Annotated in this window: 17 protein-coding genes and 2 pseudogenes; 9 read left to right on the forward strand and 10 right to left on the reverse strand. The window is 60.1% G+C overall.

Going from position 1 to position 18325, the window contains the following annotated elements; translation table 11 throughout:
• The first annotated feature begins 241 nt into the window (after positions 1–241).
• The gene (locus HYG82_RS31720; protein ID WP_179261057.1) at positions 242–760 is read left to right on the forward strand and encodes a DUF3592 domain-containing protein; all 519 of its coding nucleotides are present in this window, start codon (positions 242–244) and stop codon (positions 758–760) included.
• Positions 761–904: 144 nt separating this feature from the next.
• Here HYG82_RS31720 and HYG82_RS44615 read toward each other — a convergent pair.
• The 3 genes and pseudogenes from HYG82_RS44615 to HYG82_RS31730 form a co-directional block, all read right to left on the reverse strand.
• Positions 905–1122 (reverse strand): annotated as a pseudogene (locus tag HYG82_RS44615) (zinc ribbon domain-containing protein).
• Positions 1091–1522 (reverse strand): transposase, encoded by a 432-nt coding sequence (locus tag HYG82_RS44620; protein WP_425495330.1) that lies wholly within the window; start codon positions 1520–1522, stop codon positions 1091–1093. Before HYG82_RS44620 ends, HYG82_RS44615 begins: the two are co-directional and overlap by 32 nt.
• 88 nt (positions 1523–1610) lie before the next feature.
• On the reverse strand, positions 1611–2132 hold the full coding sequence (locus HYG82_RS31730) for an archaemetzincin family Zn-dependent metalloprotease (RefSeq protein WP_179261058.1): 522 nt from the start codon (positions 2130–2132) through the stop codon (positions 1611–1613).
• Positions 2133–2171: 39 nt separating this feature from the next.
• Between HYG82_RS31730 and HYG82_RS31735 the strand changes: the two genes are divergently transcribed.
• The 3 genes from HYG82_RS31735 (at position 2172) to HYG82_RS31745 (ending at position 4428) form a co-directional block, all read left to right on the forward strand.
• Positions 2172–2567 (forward strand): UPF0146 family protein, encoded by a 396-nt coding sequence (locus HYG82_RS31735; RefSeq protein ID WP_250160953.1) that lies wholly within the window; start codon positions 2172–2174, stop codon positions 2565–2567.
• Positions 2568–2616: 49 nt separating this feature from the next.
• Positions 2617–3252: a metalloprotease family protein gene (locus HYG82_RS31740; RefSeq protein ID WP_179261060.1), complete on the forward strand. Its 636-nt coding sequence runs from the start codon at positions 2617–2619 to the stop codon at positions 3250–3252.
• A gap of 294 nt (positions 3253–3546) precedes the next feature.
• The gene (locus HYG82_RS31745; RefSeq protein ID WP_179261061.1) at positions 3547–4428 is read left to right on the forward strand and encodes a TIGR01548 family HAD-type hydrolase; all 882 of its coding nucleotides are present in this window, start codon (positions 3547–3549) and stop codon (positions 4426–4428) included.
• On the opposite strand, the gene HYG82_RS31750 is transcribed toward HYG82_RS31745, so the two are convergent.
• The gene (locus tag HYG82_RS31750; RefSeq protein WP_179261062.1) at positions 4397–4900 is read right to left on the reverse strand and encodes a response regulator; all 504 of its coding nucleotides are present in this window, start codon (positions 4898–4900) and stop codon (positions 4397–4399) included. The genes HYG82_RS31745 and HYG82_RS31750 overlap by 32 nt on opposite strands.
• Positions 4901–5203: 303 nt before the next feature.
• Between HYG82_RS31750 and HYG82_RS44625 the strand changes: the two are divergent.
• From HYG82_RS44625 to HYG82_RS31770, 4 genes and pseudogenes are all read left to right on the forward strand, one after another.
• Positions 5204–5431, forward strand: a pseudogene (locus tag HYG82_RS44625) (hypothetical protein); the annotation flags it as partial.
• Positions 5432–5663: 232 nt separating this feature from the next.
• On the forward strand, positions 5664–7325 hold the full coding sequence (locus HYG82_RS31760; protein WP_179261064.1) for an acetate--CoA ligase: 1662 nt from the start codon (positions 5664–5666) through the stop codon (positions 7323–7325).
• A 90-nt stretch (positions 7326–7415) separates the two neighbouring features.
• A complete protein-coding gene (locus tag HYG82_RS31765; RefSeq protein ID WP_179261065.1) occupies positions 7416–7835 on the forward strand; it encodes a universal stress protein in 420 nt (139 codons plus the stop codon).
• An 82-nt stretch (positions 7836–7917) separates the two neighbouring features.
• Positions 7918–8745 carry a GNAT family N-acetyltransferase gene (locus HYG82_RS31770; protein ID WP_179261066.1) on the forward strand — a complete coding sequence of 276 codons (828 nt, stop codon included), beginning with the start codon at positions 7918–7920 and terminating at the stop codon, positions 8743–8745.
• 124 nt (positions 8746–8869) lie between these two features.
• On the opposite strand, the gene HYG82_RS31775 is transcribed toward HYG82_RS31770, so the two are convergent.
• The 5 genes from HYG82_RS31775 to HYG82_RS31795 form a co-directional block, all read right to left on the reverse strand.
• Complete coding sequence (locus HYG82_RS31775; protein ID WP_179261067.1) at positions 8870–9313, reverse strand: DUF2391 family protein; 444 nt, start codon at positions 9311–9313, stop codon at positions 8870–8872.
• A gap of 100 nt (positions 9314–9413) precedes the next feature.
• Positions 9414–10154 (reverse strand): hypothetical protein, encoded by a 741-nt coding sequence (locus HYG82_RS31780; RefSeq protein WP_179261068.1) that lies wholly within the window; start codon positions 10152–10154, stop codon positions 9414–9416.
• Between the two features lie 46 nt (positions 10155–10200).
• Positions 10201–11592 carry a sodium:calcium antiporter gene (locus HYG82_RS31785; RefSeq protein ID WP_179261069.1) on the reverse strand — a complete coding sequence of 464 codons (1392 nt, stop codon included), beginning with the start codon at positions 11590–11592 and terminating at the stop codon, positions 10201–10203.
• Positions 11593–11665: 73 nt separating this feature from the next.
• On the reverse strand, positions 11666–12334 hold the full coding sequence (locus HYG82_RS31790; RefSeq protein ID WP_179261070.1) for an AIM24 family protein: 669 nt from the start codon (positions 12332–12334) through the stop codon (positions 11666–11668).
• Between the two features lie 103 nt (positions 12335–12437).
• On the reverse strand, positions 12438–14033 hold the full coding sequence (locus HYG82_RS31795) for a GMC family oxidoreductase (protein ID WP_179261071.1): 1596 nt from the start codon (positions 14031–14033) through the stop codon (positions 12438–12440).
• 302 nt (positions 14034–14335) lie between these two features.
• Here HYG82_RS31795 and HYG82_RS31800 point away from each other — a divergent pair, with 302 nt between their 5' ends.
• Complete coding sequence (locus tag HYG82_RS31800) at positions 14336–15538, forward strand: LEA/WHy family protein (protein ID WP_179261072.1); 1203 nt, start codon at positions 14336–14338, stop codon at positions 15536–15538.
• Positions 15539–16957: 1419 nt separating this feature from the next.
• Here HYG82_RS31800 and HYG82_RS31805 read toward each other — a convergent pair.
• Entirely contained in the window at positions 16958–17977 is a 1020-nt protein-coding gene (locus HYG82_RS31805) for a hypothetical protein (RefSeq protein ID WP_179261073.1), read from the reverse strand.
• Positions 17978–18325: the final 348 nt, after the last annotated feature.

The raw sequence follows: 18325 nt of genomic DNA on the forward strand, positions 1-18325 counted from the left end.
CGCCAGTAGATCGATTCGGTCGCCGCCGGTTGCAGAGATCGGTCAACAGAAGAACGTGTCTCGCACCCGCGATGAAGACGCCCCAATACGTTCGATAATCATATCTTTTATCTAACTCAGGATGGAGTCGGAGAAATAGAATCCGGCGTATAAACCACTGTTCTCCTGCTCCGTGCGGGCTTCGATTCGAGAATCTCGATCGGTCGCATAATTTAATAATTCTGGATTTTACTGGTACGGTATGGGTAAGCAACAAGTCATAGGACTGGTACTGATACTGGTTGCCGCCGGTCTTCTGGGTGGGGCAGTACTGGGGCCGTTTTCGACGTATCAGGAGGTCCAGGGCTACGAAACGGCAGAAGCGACGATCATCAGTTCAGGCATGGAGTCGGCAACTGAGCAAGAAGATGGAGAAACCGAGACCGAATACTATCCGCGCGTCGAATACGAGTACTCCGTAGATGGAACGAGTTACACGGACAATCGAGTCTTTCACGCATCGCAAATAGAGAACGAACCCGGAGAACTTCGCGGTAAAGAATTCGACAGTCAGGGCGATGCACGGGATATCGTCGATTCGTATCCAGACGGTGACACCGCCAGCGTTTTTTACGACCCAGCCGACCCGGACGTCTCGTATCTGCAGGATCCGTCGACGGATCTTCTCGTGACGACGGCCATAATGGGTTTGATGGGCCTCGTGTTCGGTGGTATCGGGATCGGTGGAACGCTCGGACTCGTCTCGCTCAACGAGGACTGACATCCACGTCACACTTTGAGATCCTCCCCGCCCTGAAGGGCGAGGATTCCCACGGTGGGATATTGTGGTTTACGACGTGACCTGTTCTTGCGGTGCGAACGCACCAGCTTCCGTGTCAAACAGGAACGTTGAAGGCTGTGCCAACTAGCCGTTACTCCTATCATCGCCATCCGTGGCGAGACTCGGAGATACTTTCTGTCGAATATTTTCAGCGCCGTTCACATCAGCGTTCGCTACTGTACCGCACTTATCGCACACGTACAACCCGCGTTCAACACGGTTCGCCTTACGCTTCCGACACAACACGAACACGACTTCCACGTATCACGCTCAGACACCTGCTCGACCGCGATGCCTTCCATCTCGGCCTTGTATTCGAGCAGGTCGGTGAAGCGGTCGAACGCCCACGAATGCCCACGAATGCAGGTCAAGGTTGCCGTGATTGCCCCAGTTCTTCGACTCGCCGTTCTCCTCGTCCTCACGGTTACCAGAGAGGTCACCCACCACGATGGTTCCAACTCCCTCATCCACACACCGTTCAACGATGTGCTTGGAGAGCGTGTGGAAGTAGTGGGTGCGACGAGCCGACTTCTTCTGATTCAACCGCGTGGCCTGCTCGGAGTCGGAGTCGTCACAGCGAGCGATGCGGTTGCTGAAGTAGTAGCCGTCCTGCTTCAGACAGTTGAACGGTGCGTACACGCCATCAATGAGAAGCCCCGCCGTCACCGCCGATAGATGATCGGCATCCTGACGCAGCTGCAACCGATTGCACTGCTGGATCTCGTCGTGGGTTCGCTCTGGCCGTCACCGGACAACGTGGATCGAATCTTCCTGCAAGTACAGTATTCGATTAGCTGATCAACCGTTGGCAACTCCCACAGAGATTCTCCTCTTTGATGTCGACCTCGCGAACAGTCGGCGAAAAGTTCATCACGCAGCGATTGTTGTCACAGTGTTCGAGCCCGTAGGTATGGCCGATTTCGTGGACGATCTCCTTGCGGACGCGGTCTTCGAAGATGTCGGCGGCACTCTGATTCGAGAAGCCGCCGTCGCTCGAGGTCTGGAGGCGGTAGGTGGAGACGACGCTCCCGCTGCCGTCGAGATACGCCAGACCGAAGACGTAGTTGCGTCGCCGATAAAAGAGGTCGTGAGGAGTGATGGCGATGTTTTTCTTCCCGCGACCGACCCGTTCGGCAAGCTGAATGAACGTTTCGGCTGAATACTGGTTCCGATCGGAGTCGTAGGCGCCGTTGGGGACCGACTGCGAGTCGTTGACCGACACGTCGCAGTCGTAAACCGATCGCAACGCAGTGGAGGCCGCCCGCTTGACCTCGGCGGGAACGTTGCCGACCGGCACGATATCGACGAGCATGGCAAGGGCTATGGCCGCGGGCGGCATAAACGTCCCGCCGTGGACCACTCTCGCAGGAATGCCGAGACCATGATCGATTACCTCGCCGACTACGAGCGGGTGATCGAGATCGGAATCGGCCGTCGGACCGACCTGGCTCGGGCGCTCGCAAAGGAGGGGACGACGGTCACTGCGACGGACGTACACGACCGTGAGGTTCCAGCGACGGTTCGGTTCGTCCGCGACGACATCGTCACCCCCGACCCGACGGTCTATGCGAGCGCGGATGCCGTATACGCCCGGAACCTGCCGCCGGAACTCCACCGCCCGGCACTCGAGGTCGCACGGGACGCCGACGCAGACTTCCTGTTTACGACACTCGGCGGCGATCAGCCGACAGTGCCGGTCGAACGAAAGACGATCGAAACGGGGACGCTGTACGTCGTTCGTGCATAATTGGGATAGCGGACAGTACGAATGAATTATCCGTTCGCGGAACGTTTCGATGGTAGTGAACGGAGAGGGGGTCACCTACGTTGGTGGTGCCGTGATCGCCATGGTCGTTTTAGCTGCAGCGATAGTCGGTATCGGCACCATCCTGTGGCTACTGTTCCGTCTCTTTACCGTCCCCGGCGTCGTCGTTCACGAGTTCGCTCACAAGTGGGCCTGCGAATTCGTGGGCGTCCCGGTACTCGAGGTCGCGTACTTTCGACTCAGCGATCCGCCGGGGTACGTCCGCCACGCCCAACCGGAACGCTATCGGGAGACGTTCGTCGTCAGCGTTGCTCCATTTCTGGTCAACACAGTCACCGCGTTCGTCGCCTTTCTCTGTCTCGCAACGTTCCTCGAGACGACGGGCAGTATTCGGGCAGCCTCGGGCGAAGAGATTGTCATCGCCGTTGTTCTAGGGTGGTTGGGACTCTCGGTCGGGATGCACGCGTTTCCGAGCACGGGAGACGCAAACAGCCTCTGGAGCCGTTCGCGAGCCGAGTGGCGGCGATCGCCGACGGTATTGCTCGCCATCCCCGTGGTGGTCGTGATTTACGTCGCGAATCTGCTTTCGTGGCTTGGTGCAGACTGGCTCTACGCGCTTGGAATCGGGGTCGTGGCGTTTTCTTTTATCGGGCCGCCGATATTTTGATCGTCCGGTTGCGGTCTCGGCGGTCGATGCAACAAGATAGCTCTCGGAGTCGTTGAAACGTTTTGCTCTCCGATCGCACTGCTGCGGCCAGCAAATCCTCGCTGGCCGCGAATTCGCGAGCAGGGCGAGCAGTGACTTCAACGACTACGGTAGGCGACGAGTGGGCTGACGAATCACGAATGGATGGACCACGAGCAACGATCGAGGCGTCCGCCGTACAAACCACGAGCAACGATCGAGGCATCCGCCGTACAAATGGTTGGTCTTTAACCTCCGAGACACGTCCGACCGAGTATGAACGCAGACGCCGTCGTTCTAGACATCGACGGAGTACTCGTCGACGTCGGTGACTCCTACCGACGCGCAATCGTCGAATCTGTCGAGGCCGTCTACGACCGGACGATTCGAAAAGCCGATATTCAGGACTTCAAAGACGCGGGCGGGTTCAACAACGACTGGGAACTGACCTACGCAGTCGCCCTCTACGTGTTGGCGATCGAGGACGGATACGATGGGTCGATAACGGCATTCACCGACGAGATCGCATCCGTGGGTGGCGGCCTCGAGGCAGCCAAAACCGTCGTTCAGGAGGCGATCGGTGCACGAGCGACCCAGCGTGTAACCGACCAGTGGGATCGGACGCGACTGCGCGACGTCTTCCAGCAACTGTACCTGGGTGACGAACTCTATCGCGGACTCGAAGGGGGCGAGCCGGATCTCGAGCGCGAAACGCCGGGGTTCATCCACGACGAGCCAGTGTTGCTCGAAGCAGATGCGCGGGACCGACTGCTCGAGGGCTACGACGTTGGCATCCTGACCGGCCGGCCGGAAGCCGAAGCCGAAATCGCGCTCGATCGGGTCGGTCTCGACGAGGCGATCGCGATTGACCGCCGCTTTACGATGGACGACTGGGAGGAAGGCAAGCCCCATCCCCGAGCGCTGTGTACCCTTGCGGAGCGGTTCGACGCCGACTCGGTCGTTTTCGTCGGCGACACGTTAGACGATGTCAGGACCGCAGTCAACGCGACCGAAACCGATGAGGATCGGGAGTACCACGGCATCGGCGTGCTTACCGGCGGGCTGACCGGCGAAGAGGGACAACGGAAGTACGAACGCGAAGGGGCAACAGCGGTGCTGGAATCGGTCAACGAGGTGCCGGACCTGCTCGACTCGTAGCCAGAGGAGAGGACTGGCGGCGTCTCGAGCGGTCGCCGGGAAGACGGCCGAGCGTGAGCCAGAAATCTTCGAAGGAACGGCCGAGATCGATGAACTCGTCGGGTTCGACCGGTTTCTGGACGTAGGCGTTCGCGTAGAGATCGTACGATCGCGCGATGTCCTCTTCCGACGGCGAACTGGTCATTACGATCACCGGAATCGATCGCAGCGTCGATTCGGATTTGAGTTCCGACAGAACGTCTGCACCGCTGACGCCGGGCAGTTGGAAATCGAGCAAGATCATGTCCGGGCGTGGGCTATCCGAGTACTCGTTCCGTTGGTGGACGAAATCGAGGGCCGATTCGCCGTCGGAAACGGTGTGAATATTGCAGACAATGTTCGCGTCTTCGAACGATTCAGAGAATAGACGCGCATCCCCCGGATTGGGTTCGATCAACAGGATACTGATGGCATCCTCGAGCGGTGGAGACATACTTCGATTTCGGAATGGGACCAAAAGAACCGCACGGTCATACGATAGTAGAGTGACCAGTCGTTCGTCGAGAAAGATTCGAATTGGAAGATGAAAGATTGTTCGATGCTCTCGAGACGGAACGGATGGCGAGCAAAGGACGGCATCGCATCGGCAGCCGTTGACTCGAGCCAGTCACTGCGTTGTGACTCGGTCGTCTGAAACTGTTCCCGACTTCGTCGGGAAGCGTCAGTCCGGGCATCGTCCCAGATTTCGCAGGCATGTCAACGGTAGGTATTTTATGGAGGTTGGGTAACGTGATGTATGGAAGATTCCGAAATTACCGTCGACGTCGAAGTAGAGGTCGAAGTGGACTCCGACGAGCTCGAGATCGAAGTCGGGGACAAACGCGAATTCGAGGGCGAACTCGAAGTCGAAGGGCTGAGCATTGAAGTCGAGGCGGAGATCGAGGTCGAAGGCGAAGACGAAGACGAAGACGAAGACGAAGAGGCGGAAGGGCCAGCTGACGAAGACGAAGACGAGGAGGAGGAAGAAGCTGAAGCGGAGGGAGAGGCCGAGACGGAAGAGAAAGACGAGGAGGAGGAAGAAGCTAAAGAGGAAACAAAGGAAGAAGAAGCCGAGACAGAAACGGACGACGAAGCTGAGGAGGACTGATTCGACACAGCGCCCGCGGTCAGCGGGATGCGCATCGAATCGTCGACTACTCAGAAAGGACGATCCGCGTGTCGAAAAACGCAACGTGTTGGCCCCAGAAGGCGGTGGCATGAGCTGGACTGTTATGCCGACGTTTGCGGACTACGAAGCGGCCCGCGAAGGATTTTCGTGGGAACTGCCCGACGAGTACAACCCCGCCGTCGATTTCCTTCGGAAACACGAGGATACGAGTCGAACGGCGCTCCGATACGAGGATCCCGATACAGGACTCGAGACCTATTCGTTCGACGAAATCGACGAGCGATCGGATCGCCTCGCCGCAGCTCTGGCAGCCCTCGGCGTCGAGGCGGAGGACCGCGTCGGCGTCGTCGTTCCGCAGAAACCACAGAACCCGTTGACCCACCTCGCGAACTGGAAACTCGGGGTCGTCTCGGTCCCGTTGACGGTTCTCTTCGGTCGCGACGCGCTTCAGTACCGACTCGCCGATAGCGAGGCGAAAGCGGTCGTCATCGACCCGAGCGTTCGGGAGACGATCGATGAGATCCGAGACGAGTGTCCCGCGCTCGAGGCGGTGATCGAACTCGGTGACGGCGATTCGGTGCAGGGCGAGGCATACGCCTTCGACGACGTAGTCGAGAGCTTCGACCCCGGGATCGACGTATACGAGGCGACGCCGGAGACGCCGACGGCGATCATGTATACGAGCGGGTCGACCGGGCCGCCGAAGGGAGTCCGGCACAGTCACGCGCTCTGGCTCGGTCGGGCCGCCGCAGCGTACAACTACTTCGATCAGGGGCTATCCGAGGGCGAGGCGACGCTGTGGACGCCCGCGGACTGGGCCTGGGGCGCCGCCCTCGGCGGAACCCTCTTCGCGGCGTGGCACCACGGCTGTACGATCGTCGGGTGGCCCCGCGACGGATTCGATCCCGAAGACGCCTACGACCTCATGGAACGCCACGGGGTAACCAAGGCATTCATGCCTCCGACGGCGCTTCGCATACTGATGAGCGTCGACGACCCGGAGGCACGGTACGACCTCTCGCTCGAGACGTTCGCCTCGGCTGGCGAGCCGCTTACGTCGGAGGTCGTCGGCTGGGTCGAGTCGACGTTCGACGACGTCGCGATCAACGAATTTTACGGTCAGACAGAGCTCAACCTCGTCGTCGGAAACGTGGGAAGCTGGTTCGACACGCGACCGGGAAGCATGGGAAAACCGTTGCCCGGTTACGAGATCGCGGTACTCGATCCGGACACCCACAAACGCAGAGAGCGCGGCGAGGTTGGCGAGCTTGCCATCCGACCGGGGGACCGCCGCGTTTTCTTCGACGAATATCACGGCCTGCCGGAGAAGACGGCGGCCAAACGAACCGATGACGGGTGGTACCTGACCGACGATCTCGTCGAGCGCGACGCAGACGGCTACTGCTGGTTCGTCTCCAGAGCGGACGACGTTATACTCACGAGCGGTTACCGCGTCGGTCCGATGGAAGTCGAAGATGCGATCCTCACACACGAGGCCGTCGAGCAGGCCGGCGTCGTCGGCGTTCCGGACGACACCCGCGGCGAGGCGATCAAGGCGTTCGTGAAACCCGCAATCGACGAATACGATCCCGACGGACTTCGGACGGAGATCCGCGAAGTAGTCCGCGAGCGACTGGCCGAATACGAATACCCCCAATACGTCGAGTTCGTGGCGGCGCTGCCGACGACGACGACGGGCAAAATACAGCGTCGCGCTCTTCGAGACGGCGAGGAAACCGACGACGGATAAAGCGATACTGGCAGTGATGGGCTGTCACCGTTTTCCAACGGGCCGGGAAACAGAGGCGGTTTTATTATCTTCGCAAGTGAATGTCAGGGTATGTATCGAGTATTGATGCCCGTCGATGCGAACGAGGACCGCGCGCTCAAACAGGCCGAATACGTCACGTCGCTGCCCGAGGCCAGCGAATCTGTCGAAGTGTATCTCCTGTTCGTCTTCACCGAGGACAGCGACGACCTGCCTAAGGAATTCGAGAAGTTCAAAACCGCGTCGCGGATCGGTTCCATCCGACGCGCACAAGAGCGAATCGAGGAGGCCGGCATCGAGGTCACGATACTCGAGAACAGCGGCGACACCGAGGCGGACATTCTGAAGGAAGCCGACACATACGACGTCGACTCGATCGTTCTCGGCGGTCGGAAACGCTCGCCAGTAGGGAAAGCGCTCTTCGGCAGCACTACTCAGGGGGTTATTCTCAACTCCGATCGCCCCGTGGTCGTCACCGGCGGCGGAGAATAGGTCGACGTCCGTCGGTTCACTCGTGGGGCAGCCATGTCCAAGCCAGCAGCCACCTTATGCGGCTCGATACTGACGGGTACGTATGGAGATACGGGAACCGACCTCGGACGAAGCTGAGCGAATTCGTGAGGTCGTCGACAGTTCGATGACGACTTCGTTCAGGCTCAGCCCGAATCAAATCGACGCAGTGACCGACGATACGTTTGCCGAGGATGCCGTCGCCGAGCGGCTCAAGGACGAAACCACGGTGCTCCGCGTCGCAGAAACAGCTGCTGAAATCGAAGGCGAAGCAGTCACCGGGTTCGTCGAAGGGCGCCTCGAGGATGGCTGGGGAACGGTAAGATGGCTTTTCGTCGATCCGGAACACCGCGGACGAGGCATCGGGACGGAGTTGTACGAGACCATGTCCGAAACCCTGCGCGATCGGGGTGCCGAACGAGTTTGCGTCACCGTCCTCGAGGCCAACACTGAAGGCCATCAGTTCGTCGAACGGTTCGGTCTCGAACACGACGGCGACTGGCGAGTCGACGTCGCCGACGAGTCGCTCGTGAAATACGTGTACACGGACCCGAGCGTCGATGCCGATCATCCGGCCGAGTCGACCGGCGCGGACTCTCAGGACGCCGACGAGGAGGGGTTCCCCGAAGCGGAGATGACCGACGGGACCCTGGCGTCGACCGACGATGGCGAGACGGTATACATCGACCGCAGCGAGGAAGAATCCGGCACGGCGGCGTCGTTTTTCGTCACCTACGAGGATGCCGACTTCACGGACCAGTACGGGTTCTACTGCGCGAACTGCGGTTCACTCGACATCTCCATGGACAACATGGATCGACTCGAGTGCGGGGACTGCGGAAATACCCATGCAGAGCGGTCCGGTGAATCGTACGACGACTCATACCTCTAGCCGGTGAGTCGCGAGGCTCCCCCGTGTCCATCCGGTTCCGAGTCGGTATCCGACCTCGAATCGGTTCATCACTTCGGAAAAAGGGGAATCACTTCGAAAAGGGGAATCACTTCGAAAAGGGGAATCACTTCGCGAAGATGCTGTCGGCCGTCGCCGCACCGACGACGCTGAAGACCGCACCGACGCTGACGGCCTTGAACGTGGTCAGTACGAGATCGCCGGTCGACTCGGTCTCGAGGAAAGTATCGGGTGCTCCAAACAGAAGCGCGAGGACGGTAACGGAGCCGAAGGTGACCAGCATCAGCGAGATAAATCGAACCGGAATGCCGGCGACCTCCTGCTCGTCGTCGGCATCGCGAGTCGTATCGGCCTTGTACAGCGCCGCGTAGCCGATGGTGAAGACAATGGCGACGATCGTAAGCGCCTGGGCGATGTGCATATTCCCCGCGAGCGTCCAGACTTCCTCCGTGACGACGAACGGACCCGCGAGCAAGAATCCCCCGATGATTTGCTGGGCCGAGTCCGCAAGCCGATACTCGGGCGGGCGACGAGGCCGTCGAAGTTTCATGGCGGAAGATGATGGGGAAGGGGTAAAACAGTCCCGCTCGATCGGGGTTAGACACTGATTCTCGATTCCGGCGGTGAGCAAGGAAGACCCGGGACGCGAGTTAGACGAACAGCAAAAGCGCGGCGTAACTTCCCGCACCGACGGCAAACGGCCAGAAGCGGCTCTCGCGGTCCGACGGGAGTTCCTCTTTGATACCGTTGAGGACGACGCCGCCGGCCAGGAACGGAACGAACACCGCGACGAGGAGTTCGGCCCCCTCGAGAGCGTAGCCGCCCACGAACCCGACGATGACGGCTCCCGACAGAATCCACCGACCCCGGTGTTGGTAGACCTGTCCATGATGTTCGCGAAGGCCGTCGTCCGTGACGACGAAGTGAAGCGCCATCGCGACGACGAAGAGGGTGATATTACCGAGTTCGGGGTCCCAGAGGAGAGAGCCGATGATCGCGTTGTAGAGCGCGAACGACCCGAGGTGAATCCAGAATACGGCGGTGGCGGGGATTCCGTCGGTCCGAGTGGCGCCTCTGTTCGCCCGTCGAGCGAGTTGCTCGAGACCGTAGAAGACGACGAATCCGAAAAGCGCGATCAGGTACCCGTACCGGTCGGCGAACACCATTGGTGTCCCGTGGCGCTCGATCGTCACTGCAGCCTCGTGGATGTCGGGGAGAAGATGGACGAACACGTACGCAACCGAGACGCCTCCCGCCACGGACAGCCATCGGCTCCGCGGGATTCGGCCGCCGACGCCGAGACGGCCGGCGAAGAGGTGCACCAGCGCGAGGACGGCCGCATACGCGAAGAGTGCCGGGACGGATGCAGCCGCCGGTTCAGGTGGGCGCATCGCCGGAGGCTACACGGCGGACGGCCAAGGTGTTTGGCCGGTCGACTTAATCGTCCGTACTCCGCGGCCGATCGCCCCCGATCGGCATCGCATCGCCGACCGTCCCTGCGGTTCGGCGGACGAGGCGTCGGAACGACCGGCGGCGGCGGACGAACAGCGCGGTCCCGAGGACGACGTAGATGGCGGTATAGATGAGCAACAACTCGGTACTCGTCACCGGCAAAATGACGAACTCGCGGATGATGACGAACTCGATGACGACCTGCGAGAGGAACAAGACGAGCAGCGTGAGTGCTTCCCTAACGGAGATCTGGAACCGGAGCAGGAGAGAGATGGCGAAAAACGACTGCGCGGCGGTCAGCCATATCTCCGCGGATTGTTTGAAGTCGAACGCGAGAACGCCGTACTGGCCGAGCGCGAGGGAGTGAACCACGACGAGCGTTCCGATGAGGAGCGTCCACTGGTTGAGTTTCGAGGAGATGAGCGCGTTGAACCCTGCGGTCGACCGCGCTTTGTTCACCAGGTAGATGACGACGATGAGTTCCGGCGATTCGGAGGCCAACGGCGCGATCCACTGAATCATGAAAAACGAGGGGATACCAACGTTCTGACCGAGAAGTTCGAGGCCGTGAGCGAAGGGTTCGACGGCAGTGAATATTATTCCGCCAGCGTACGCGAAGAGAAAGAGAACGACGGCGATCCGGCGCCCCTTCGGGAAGCGCTGCAGATACGCTGGCACGCCGACGTGTTCCGTCTCGGGTTCGGCCTCGCCGCGGAGGATGACGGCGATGTAGAGGACGTAGAGTCCCACGAGAACCAGCATGTCGAGGATATCGATGCCGTCGCCGAGCGGCACGAGAAACGCCCAGGCCGTCGCGGCCAGGAGAAACATGACTTCGAGACCGATATCGCGATCGAGGACGACGACGTCGGCGAGGAAGCCGGAACGCCGTTCGACGGCGGGATCGATCGACGACCCGCGTCGATAGATCGTAAAGAGGGCGATACCGGCCCAGCCGATGCCGATGAGGATTCGATTCGCACCCGTCATGTTGGCGACCGCAAGGTTCCCCGCTTCGATTCCGCGAGGAGTGCCGGCGAACTGACCCGCATCCCAGGCGTAGAGGGCGTCGACAGCGTATTCGGGTGCAACCGCCAGAACTGCGAGGACGGCGATCGCGAACGCTCTCGGTACGTCCTTCTCGGCCGTTTCAGCGGCCCATGCGAGCAGGAACGACGCTCCGAGAACGGCGAGACCGGTCACGATCACCGTCCCGAGAGTCGACGTCGATCGGACGAGCGCCGGTGCTCCGTACTCGAGTCCCGGGACGATGGCATTCACAACCCAGGGCAGAAGGGACGTCGTTCCCCACATGACGACCCAGGGAAATGTCAGTGCCAGTGCGATCGAAATGGGGGCAAGCGCTCGTCGTCTCATGAAGATCTATGGAGATGGATACTGCCCGAACGGGCATACATGATACGATGGCCGTTCGACTCCGGAAACGACGCTATTGCTGTGGCGCGCGTTCTTCGTAGGGCTGGACGACCACGAATCCGTCGGAGCCGGAGAAATCCAACTGGTGAGTTTCGTCGGAGGACGAGCCGATCATGTTCGAGAGACTCTTGTCGACGTAGCTGCCCGGGGAGAGAGAGCCGCTCCAGGCAACCGTCGCACTGGGATCGGTTCGAACCGGCGGCTGCAACACCAGCGGCTCGCCGTGGGTGGTAATCGCGACCGCACCTGGTCCGGAGAGGAAGACGTTGGTCATACCGCCGGCCGTGAACCCCGCGATGCTCTTCATCGTTCGAATTTCGTAGTCCACGCTGGACTCGAACGCGAGGACGTCGTTTCCGTTGACCGAAATCTCGTCGCCCGCCTCGAGTTCGAGGATCTGGATCTTTTTTCCCTGATCGGCCACATACAGGTGGCCAGTACCGGTCGCTTCCATCACGTCCGTCCCTTCACCCGTCGCCTTTTCCTTGATAAATCCCGTAATCCCCCCTTCTGCTGAGGACTTGCCTTTGAACGAGATATCACCGTTGTAGGCGATCATCGACCCGGTCTTCGTGGTTACGGACCCGTCGAGATCAATGTCGAGTAACTTTCCGTGCTCGAGTTGAAACGATTCGCCGCCTTCTTTCGGTTCGTTCGCGTTGACAAATTCGTCGACGTTCATAGTGTACCGAGCCGCAAAACGGCTCTATCGCCCTCATTGAGCGGGAGGTGACAAATAGGTACGCATAGAGAACATTTCACCTCGTGAAATGGACGGACATCGATCACGTCTCGCTCCGGATGTAGTCCGCGGCCTTTTCTGCGATCATCGTCGTCGGCGCGTCCGTATTGCCGCTCGTAATCGTTGGCAGTATCGACGCATCGACGACGCGTATTCCGTCGAGTCCGCGGACCCGAAGTCGATCGTCGACGACTGCCATCTCGTCGTCGCCCATCTTGCAGGTGCCGACGGGGTGATACAGCGTCTCCGCGGTCTCGCGAATGTGTGTGGTCAGTTCCGCGTCACTCCGTACGTCCGATCCCGGTAGCAGTTCCGCTCCGCGATAGTCGTCGAACGGTTCAGCCTGTAATATCTCCCGTACCAGTTTCACCCCCTCGAGCAGGATCTCGAGGTCTTCCTCGGCGGTGAGATACTGCGGGTCGATCGCGGGGTCGTCGAAGGGATCGGCAGACCGGAGAGTGATCCGGCCCCGACTGTCGGGTCGCAACCGGAGCGCGTTCAGCGAAAACCCGTGGCCTTCGGGGTTTGCGAAGCCGTGTTCAACGAAGTGTGCGGGGGCGAAGTGGAACTGAACGTCCGGCGTGTCGGCGTCTTCGGAGACGGTCGCGAACCCGCCGGCCTCCCCCACGTTCGACGTCAGCGGTCCGCTCTTCAGGAGGAGGATTTTGAGGAGGTTCACCAGCGAGTCTGCGTCGTCGAGCGTGATCGGTTTCGTACACTCGTAGTCCACGCCGGCCTGCAGGTGGTCCTGCAGATTTCGACCGACCCCGGGGAGGTCCTCGACGACGTCGATGTCGTGGGTTTCGAGGTGGTCGGCCGGCCCGACGCCCGAAAGGAGCAGTAACTGCGGTGAGTTGATGGCTCCGGCCGAAAGGATTACTTCTTCGGTCGCATCGACCGTCGCCGGTGCGCCGTTGGCATCGTCTCGAACGTACTCGACGCCCACTGCCTCCCGCCCGTCGAACCGAACCCGAGTTACGTGCGCCCCGGTTACCGCGGTCAGTGTGTCGCGGTCCAACACCGGCTTCAGATACGCGTCTGCCGCGCTGTGACGGCGGCCGTCCTTCTGTGTAACCTGGTAGAACCCGACCCCTGCCTGCTCGCCGGCATTGAAGTCCTCGTTGTGGGGAAGCCCAACCGCCTGGCCCGCCTCGATGAACGCCTCGCTTAGTTCGTTCGGCGACCGAGTATCGACGACGTTCCGGGGGCCGCTCAATCCGTGGAAGTCCGAGGGTCCGCGCTCGTTGTCTTCGGCGCGCATGAAGTACGGCAAGACATCCTCGTAGGCCCAGCCATCGTTACCCGCCATAGCCCAGCGATCGTAGTCCTCGGGCTGGCCGCGGATGTAAATCATCGCGTTCATCGAACTCGAACCGCCGAGGGTCTTTCCGCGGGGCCAGTACAGTTCTCGACCGTTGAGCTCCGACTGGGGTTCCGTGTGATAGTTCCAGTCAACCGCCGACTCGAAAAGTTCCGAAAACGCGGCCGGAATGCTGATCTCGCGTTGGTCGTCCGGCTTCCCGGCCTCGAGTAACAGCACATCAGTCCCGGCGTCGGCCGACAGCCTGTTCGCGAGAACACACCCCGCCGGCCCCGCACCGACGATAACGTAATCGTAGGATCGCCCGTTCCTCGGCATGATACCAGATACCAAATACCGCGACCACAATAGTAGTATCTTCGCGACGTGACCGTCTCGCTTCGGAGAACGTCGTGTCGGAACGAAAGCGTCCCGGACAGATCACTAAATCACTAAAATAGAGCCGAAGTACTCGGTGTCGAGCACGAAACGACGAGTCACTGAGTGGAACGGTCGTCCGCACCCCGTCGTCCTGAGAACGGTCGTCCGCACCCCGTCGTCCTGAGAACGGCCGTCCGTACTTTAATGACCTGAACGTGTAACGTGACGGCCGAACTTCGGCCGGGTCAAAACTGCAGTAGATGGTTCGTCGCAGAACGTGGCTGGTGATTCTAGTCGCGATAGTCCTGATCGGTGCGACTGCAGCCTACGGTGTCCTCGAAGCGGGCCGACCGCAGGTCGAATCGGTCGACAATGAATGGGGGTCCGTCACGGACGACCGGACCGAAGTCGAAACTCGCATAGCCATCGACAATCCGCGATTGCTTCGCCTCGGCGATGCCGCTGCGGACGTCTCGTATACGGTTTCGATGAACGACATCGAGGTCGCAAACGAGCACCGCAATCGGATGTCCCTCGCCGACGACGACAGTACCGTTACCGTCTCGACGTGGCTCGACAACGACGACATTCCGGCGTGGTGGGCTTCCCACATCGGCAGAAACGAAACGACGACAGTGCGAGTCAATCCCAGCGTCGGCATCGACGTCGCCGGAATCCAGCTCCCGGCAACCGGGTTGACAGGGACTCGAACCGTGCAGACGAACTTGCTCGAGCCGATCCGGACGAACGAGAGTCAGCGCCTCCAGATCAGTGGACGGACGATGTTCGTGATCAACGAGACCAACGCGCAGTGGGGCAAAGCGACCGCCAACCGAACGCCGATCGACGCGTCGGCGACGGTTACCAATCAGTTATCGATTCCGGTGCCGATTACGGAGATCCGGTATTCGGTCGAACTGAACGGCATCGCCGTGGGTCAGGGCGTGGCCGCCCAGCAGACCGTGTTGAAACCCGACAGTACCCGACCGCTCGAGGCGAATGCGACGATCGACAATTCGCGACTCGACGACTGGTGGGTCACGCACCTCCGGAACGAGGAGACGTCGAATCTGACGGTCGAGTTCGACGCGACCATCGAGTACGGCGGCGTCACGCGGACGCTCCCGCTCGAGTTTCTCTCCTACGAGCGGACGTTCGAGACGGACCTGTTCGGCACCCAACCCAACAGGACGAACGATTCGTCTCCGAACCGATCCCGGGCGGTCCGAGACGAGCAGTCGGTTCGGGTGTGGTCCAAGCGGGGGTCGCCTGCTCGCGTCAACGGACGATTTGCGGTATCTCACAGGAACGCTGCGAGGGAGGGATCGGCAATACACAGGTACGTTGCGAATGCGAAGGCGGGGAGCCACAGTGAGCGAGACCGTTCGAACCCGATGCAGGCCGCGCCCGCGACGATTGTGGTACCGAGGACGGAGGCAACGAATACCAGTGAATACGATTGAACCGCGGCTGCACTGAGCAACGGGAGTGCAACGACGAGGACGCCGGCCGAAGCCGCCACGGTCGGAGTCATCGCGACGCCGAGCGATCGCGATCCAAGCCGCGCGACCCGGGCGGTAAGGAGCGAGCCACCAAGCGAGAGGACGACGATCGCCGTACTAGCCGCGCCCGTGGCGACCACACCAGTGAGCTGGCCGAACGGCCAGATGAACCAGATCCTCCCGGACGACCAGGCGATGGTCCCGACAAGTGTCGTAACCGCCCCAACAGCGACGGACGGGTCACCGTGTTTCCGCAGGCCCTGCTGAATCGCACCGTTGTACAGAAGTGCCATCCCGAGCCCGGTCAACACACCCGGAAACACGACCTGCCAGAGCAGCCTGCCGGTCGATAACTGTGGGCCGAAGGGGCCGCCCGGATGCAGGAAGTACCACTCGTCCGCTATTTTGAACGCGCCAATCCACCCCGCACCCGCAACTACTGATACGAGGAAAACGGGAGGAAGCGCCTCTCGGCGAGGGAGATCGATCTCGACGTCGATTCCGCGCGCTCTGCCGTAGCAAACCGCCAGAACCCCCATCAAAACGGGTCCGATCAGGAACGAAGTGACGACTTCGTCGGGGAATACGGGGAGGTCCGTGGTTCCGTGGAGTACGTACGCACCGACGAGGAGGACACTCCCGGTCGCCCCACCGAGCGTGAACAGTGCTTCCCGGTCGAGCCTCTCGGCCGTTGCTCGTCGTCGGCGGGTCACCGCGTACCCGGTGGCGATAGCAACCCCGACGAGCGTCGCGTACACTACCGATCCAACCACCAGCGGGTCGTGTTCCGAGACGCGCGTAGATATCGCCTCGACGCCTCTCAACACCTGTATTTGCAGAAACAGGGATGCGACCAACAACAAAAACAATACTACGTACTCTCGAACTCGCGGACTATTACGGACGATACCAATTTTCCGAGGGGCCGAAGTTCTCATACCTCCATAAATATCCCCCTGCCACAATAATATTTCTATTGTTTTGAAAATCTAATTTAATAGTTGGGTTTCTGGTTAGAATATCCGAAGAATGTTCAAATTCTTCTCGTGGGCATATGAGGGGCCGAAACCGGGGACTCCGGGTCGTATTCGTTACAGTGAGCCGTCTCGTGATGGGGACGGACTGTCCTCACTTAGGCCGATCAGCACCCCCGTTTTCTGCGACGGGTCGTGAATCGTGGACTCCAAAACGACGAGCTGACGACTTCTATCACAGATAGACAGTCGTACAATTCTCACTCCATCGTTCTGTGGTTGACGTCCTCGTCGGGTACACAGACGGCCAGTAGACGCGGGTGTTTCAGGCCCGGTGGAAAGACCTGCGATCGGCGGGCAATCGCCGGGTTTGAGGGGAGATACGCCCCCACTGCTACGGGCTATATCACCGGTATTGCGTATCTGCGATCTGGGCCTCGGACTCATCGCCGGGGAGGTCCAGTTCCCATCGGATAGAAGTCGCGCTATTGTATTTCGAGTCCCCAAAGTTCTCGTTAACGCGCTTTCGGATGGAAGCCCCTACTTCGACGCTAACCTGTTCCTGGGACGTCCAGTCCGGGAGTTCGAATCCAACGATTGCGTTCTGATACTGGATCGGGACCCCGTACCGACTCTCGTTCTGATTGGCACACCAGTTCCACTCCCAACCGAACCCGTTGTTCCCGATTCGATTCATGCCACAATCATCTGGTTTCGCCAACGCTCCGAAGACTGCCAGTGCGAGTCCAACGGGAGAACCGATCGCACCTATCACTTCTTCGTAGAGGGTAGCCGATAGCGATGCCAGCACATCGTCCCATCCGTTACCCGACGAGATCTCATTCTGTGCCTTCTCTTTGTATTGCGAGATGGGGTCGTCGCCATTGACGACCTCTTCCCATCGCGGATCCGTACTCCTGTCGATAAATCCGGAGTAGAGATACTCCGGTTTGATCGTGACATCGACGTAAGACGGTGACTCCGTTTTGAATTTGGTTCCATTCTGGACAGAAAGAGGGTTACCGATATCGAATCTGTGGTCGCCCCTCCACGTGTGGGAAACCAGGCTGAACGCGAACCAGTGGGTCGTGGGACTCGGCGAGTAACCCAGATACTCGATGCCGGGCCGAATATCCTTGAACGCGTATTGGAAGATGTTCGGTGTCTGGGACGGAACGAGCGAGTAACGCGCATCAATCGACTCAGTGTGCGGTCCCCAGCCACCGGTGTACCGATCCGTGCCACCAAGGTCCAGATCTGAAATGTCGATGGAACCGACATTCGATGCCGGGGCAGCGCGTGTGCTGTCCGCCGCGGCTCCCAGACCCGTGATGGCACCCACAGTCGTTAGTCCCGCCCGCTTCAGCGTCTGACGCCGAGTAATATCCGCATTCTCGGCAGCCTTCGATTTATCCTCGTTCCCCATAGCCTAAATAAATGCAGGCAAAGGGAGGTAATAAACATATTGAATTCTGTATTTAGATATACGCAATCGATGGATGGAAATTTCTGGGGCAGATTCGGATAGCGAAAGCATCGAGATAGGTCGTCAGAAAAGCTGTCTGCTGTAATGTTTTGTAGGAGGCCACCCGTCGAGAGACCGGTGCGGCCGGTCCGTTGGGGAAAAGTATTCGAACGAACCAGCGAGCCGGCCGATTGCCGCTCCACGGGTTATGGAATCACTTTACCCGCACGTTGAACGGCTGGGACTGACGTTTCGAACGGGTCTGGGGGCCAGGGGTCCGGATTGACCGCCACCGTTCGTCACCCTTCG

The organism is Natrinema halophilum, assembly GCF_013402815.2.
Taxonomy (GTDB): domain Archaea; phylum Halobacteriota; class Halobacteria; order Halobacteriales; family Natrialbaceae; genus Natrinema; species Natrinema halophilum.

Excerpts from the sequence above, each read along its gene's own strand:
- HYG82_RS31785 (WP_179261069.1), bottom strand. The coding sequence starts at position 11,592 with ATGAGACGACGAGCGCTTGCCCCCATTTCGATCGCACTGGCACTGACA.
- HYG82_RS31740 (WP_179261060.1), top strand. The coding sequence starts at position 2,617 with ATGGTAGTGAACGGAGAGGGGGTCACCTACGTTGGTGGTGCCGTGATC.
- HYG82_RS31760 (WP_179261064.1), top strand. The coding sequence starts at position 5,664 with ATGAGCTGGACTGTTATGCCGACGTTTGCGGACTACGAAGCGGCCCGC.
- HYG82_RS31790 (WP_179261070.1), bottom strand. The coding sequence starts at position 12,334 with ATGAACGTCGACGAATTTGTCAACGCGAACGAACCGAAAGAAGGCGGC.
- HYG82_RS31770 (WP_179261066.1), top strand. The coding sequence starts at position 7,918 with ATGGAGATACGGGAACCGACCTCGGACGAAGCTGAGCGAATTCGTGAG.
- HYG82_RS31795 (WP_179261071.1), bottom strand. The coding sequence starts at position 14,033 with ATGCCGAGGAACGGGCGATCCTACGATTACGTTATCGTCGGTGCGGGG.
- HYG82_RS31780 (WP_179261068.1), bottom strand. The coding sequence starts at position 10,154 with ATGCGCCCACCTGAACCGGCGGCTGCATCCGTCCCGGCACTCTTCGCG.
- HYG82_RS31750 (WP_179261062.1), bottom strand. The coding sequence starts at position 4,900 with ATGTCTCCACCGCTCGAGGATGCCATCAGTATCCTGTTGATCGAACCC.
- HYG82_RS31720 (WP_179261057.1), top strand. The coding sequence starts at position 242 with ATGGGTAAGCAACAAGTCATAGGACTGGTACTGATACTGGTTGCCGCC.
- HYG82_RS31745 (WP_179261061.1), top strand. The coding sequence starts at position 3,547 with ATGAACGCAGACGCCGTCGTTCTAGACATCGACGGAGTACTCGTCGAC.
- HYG82_RS31730 (WP_179261058.1), bottom strand. The coding sequence starts at position 2,132 with ATGCTCGTCGATATCGTGCCGGTCGGCAACGTTCCCGCCGAGGTCAAG.
- HYG82_RS31765 (WP_179261065.1), top strand. The coding sequence starts at position 7,416 with ATGTATCGAGTATTGATGCCCGTCGATGCGAACGAGGACCGCGCGCTC.
- HYG82_RS31805 (WP_179261073.1), bottom strand. The coding sequence starts at position 17,977 with ATGGGGAACGAGGATAAATCGAAGGCTGCCGAGAATGCGGATATTACT.
- HYG82_RS31775 (WP_179261067.1), bottom strand. The coding sequence starts at position 9,313 with ATGAAACTTCGACGGCCTCGTCGCCCGCCCGAGTATCGGCTTGCGGAC.
- HYG82_RS31800 (WP_179261072.1), top strand. The coding sequence starts at position 14,336 with ATGGTTCGTCGCAGAACGTGGCTGGTGATTCTAGTCGCGATAGTCCTG.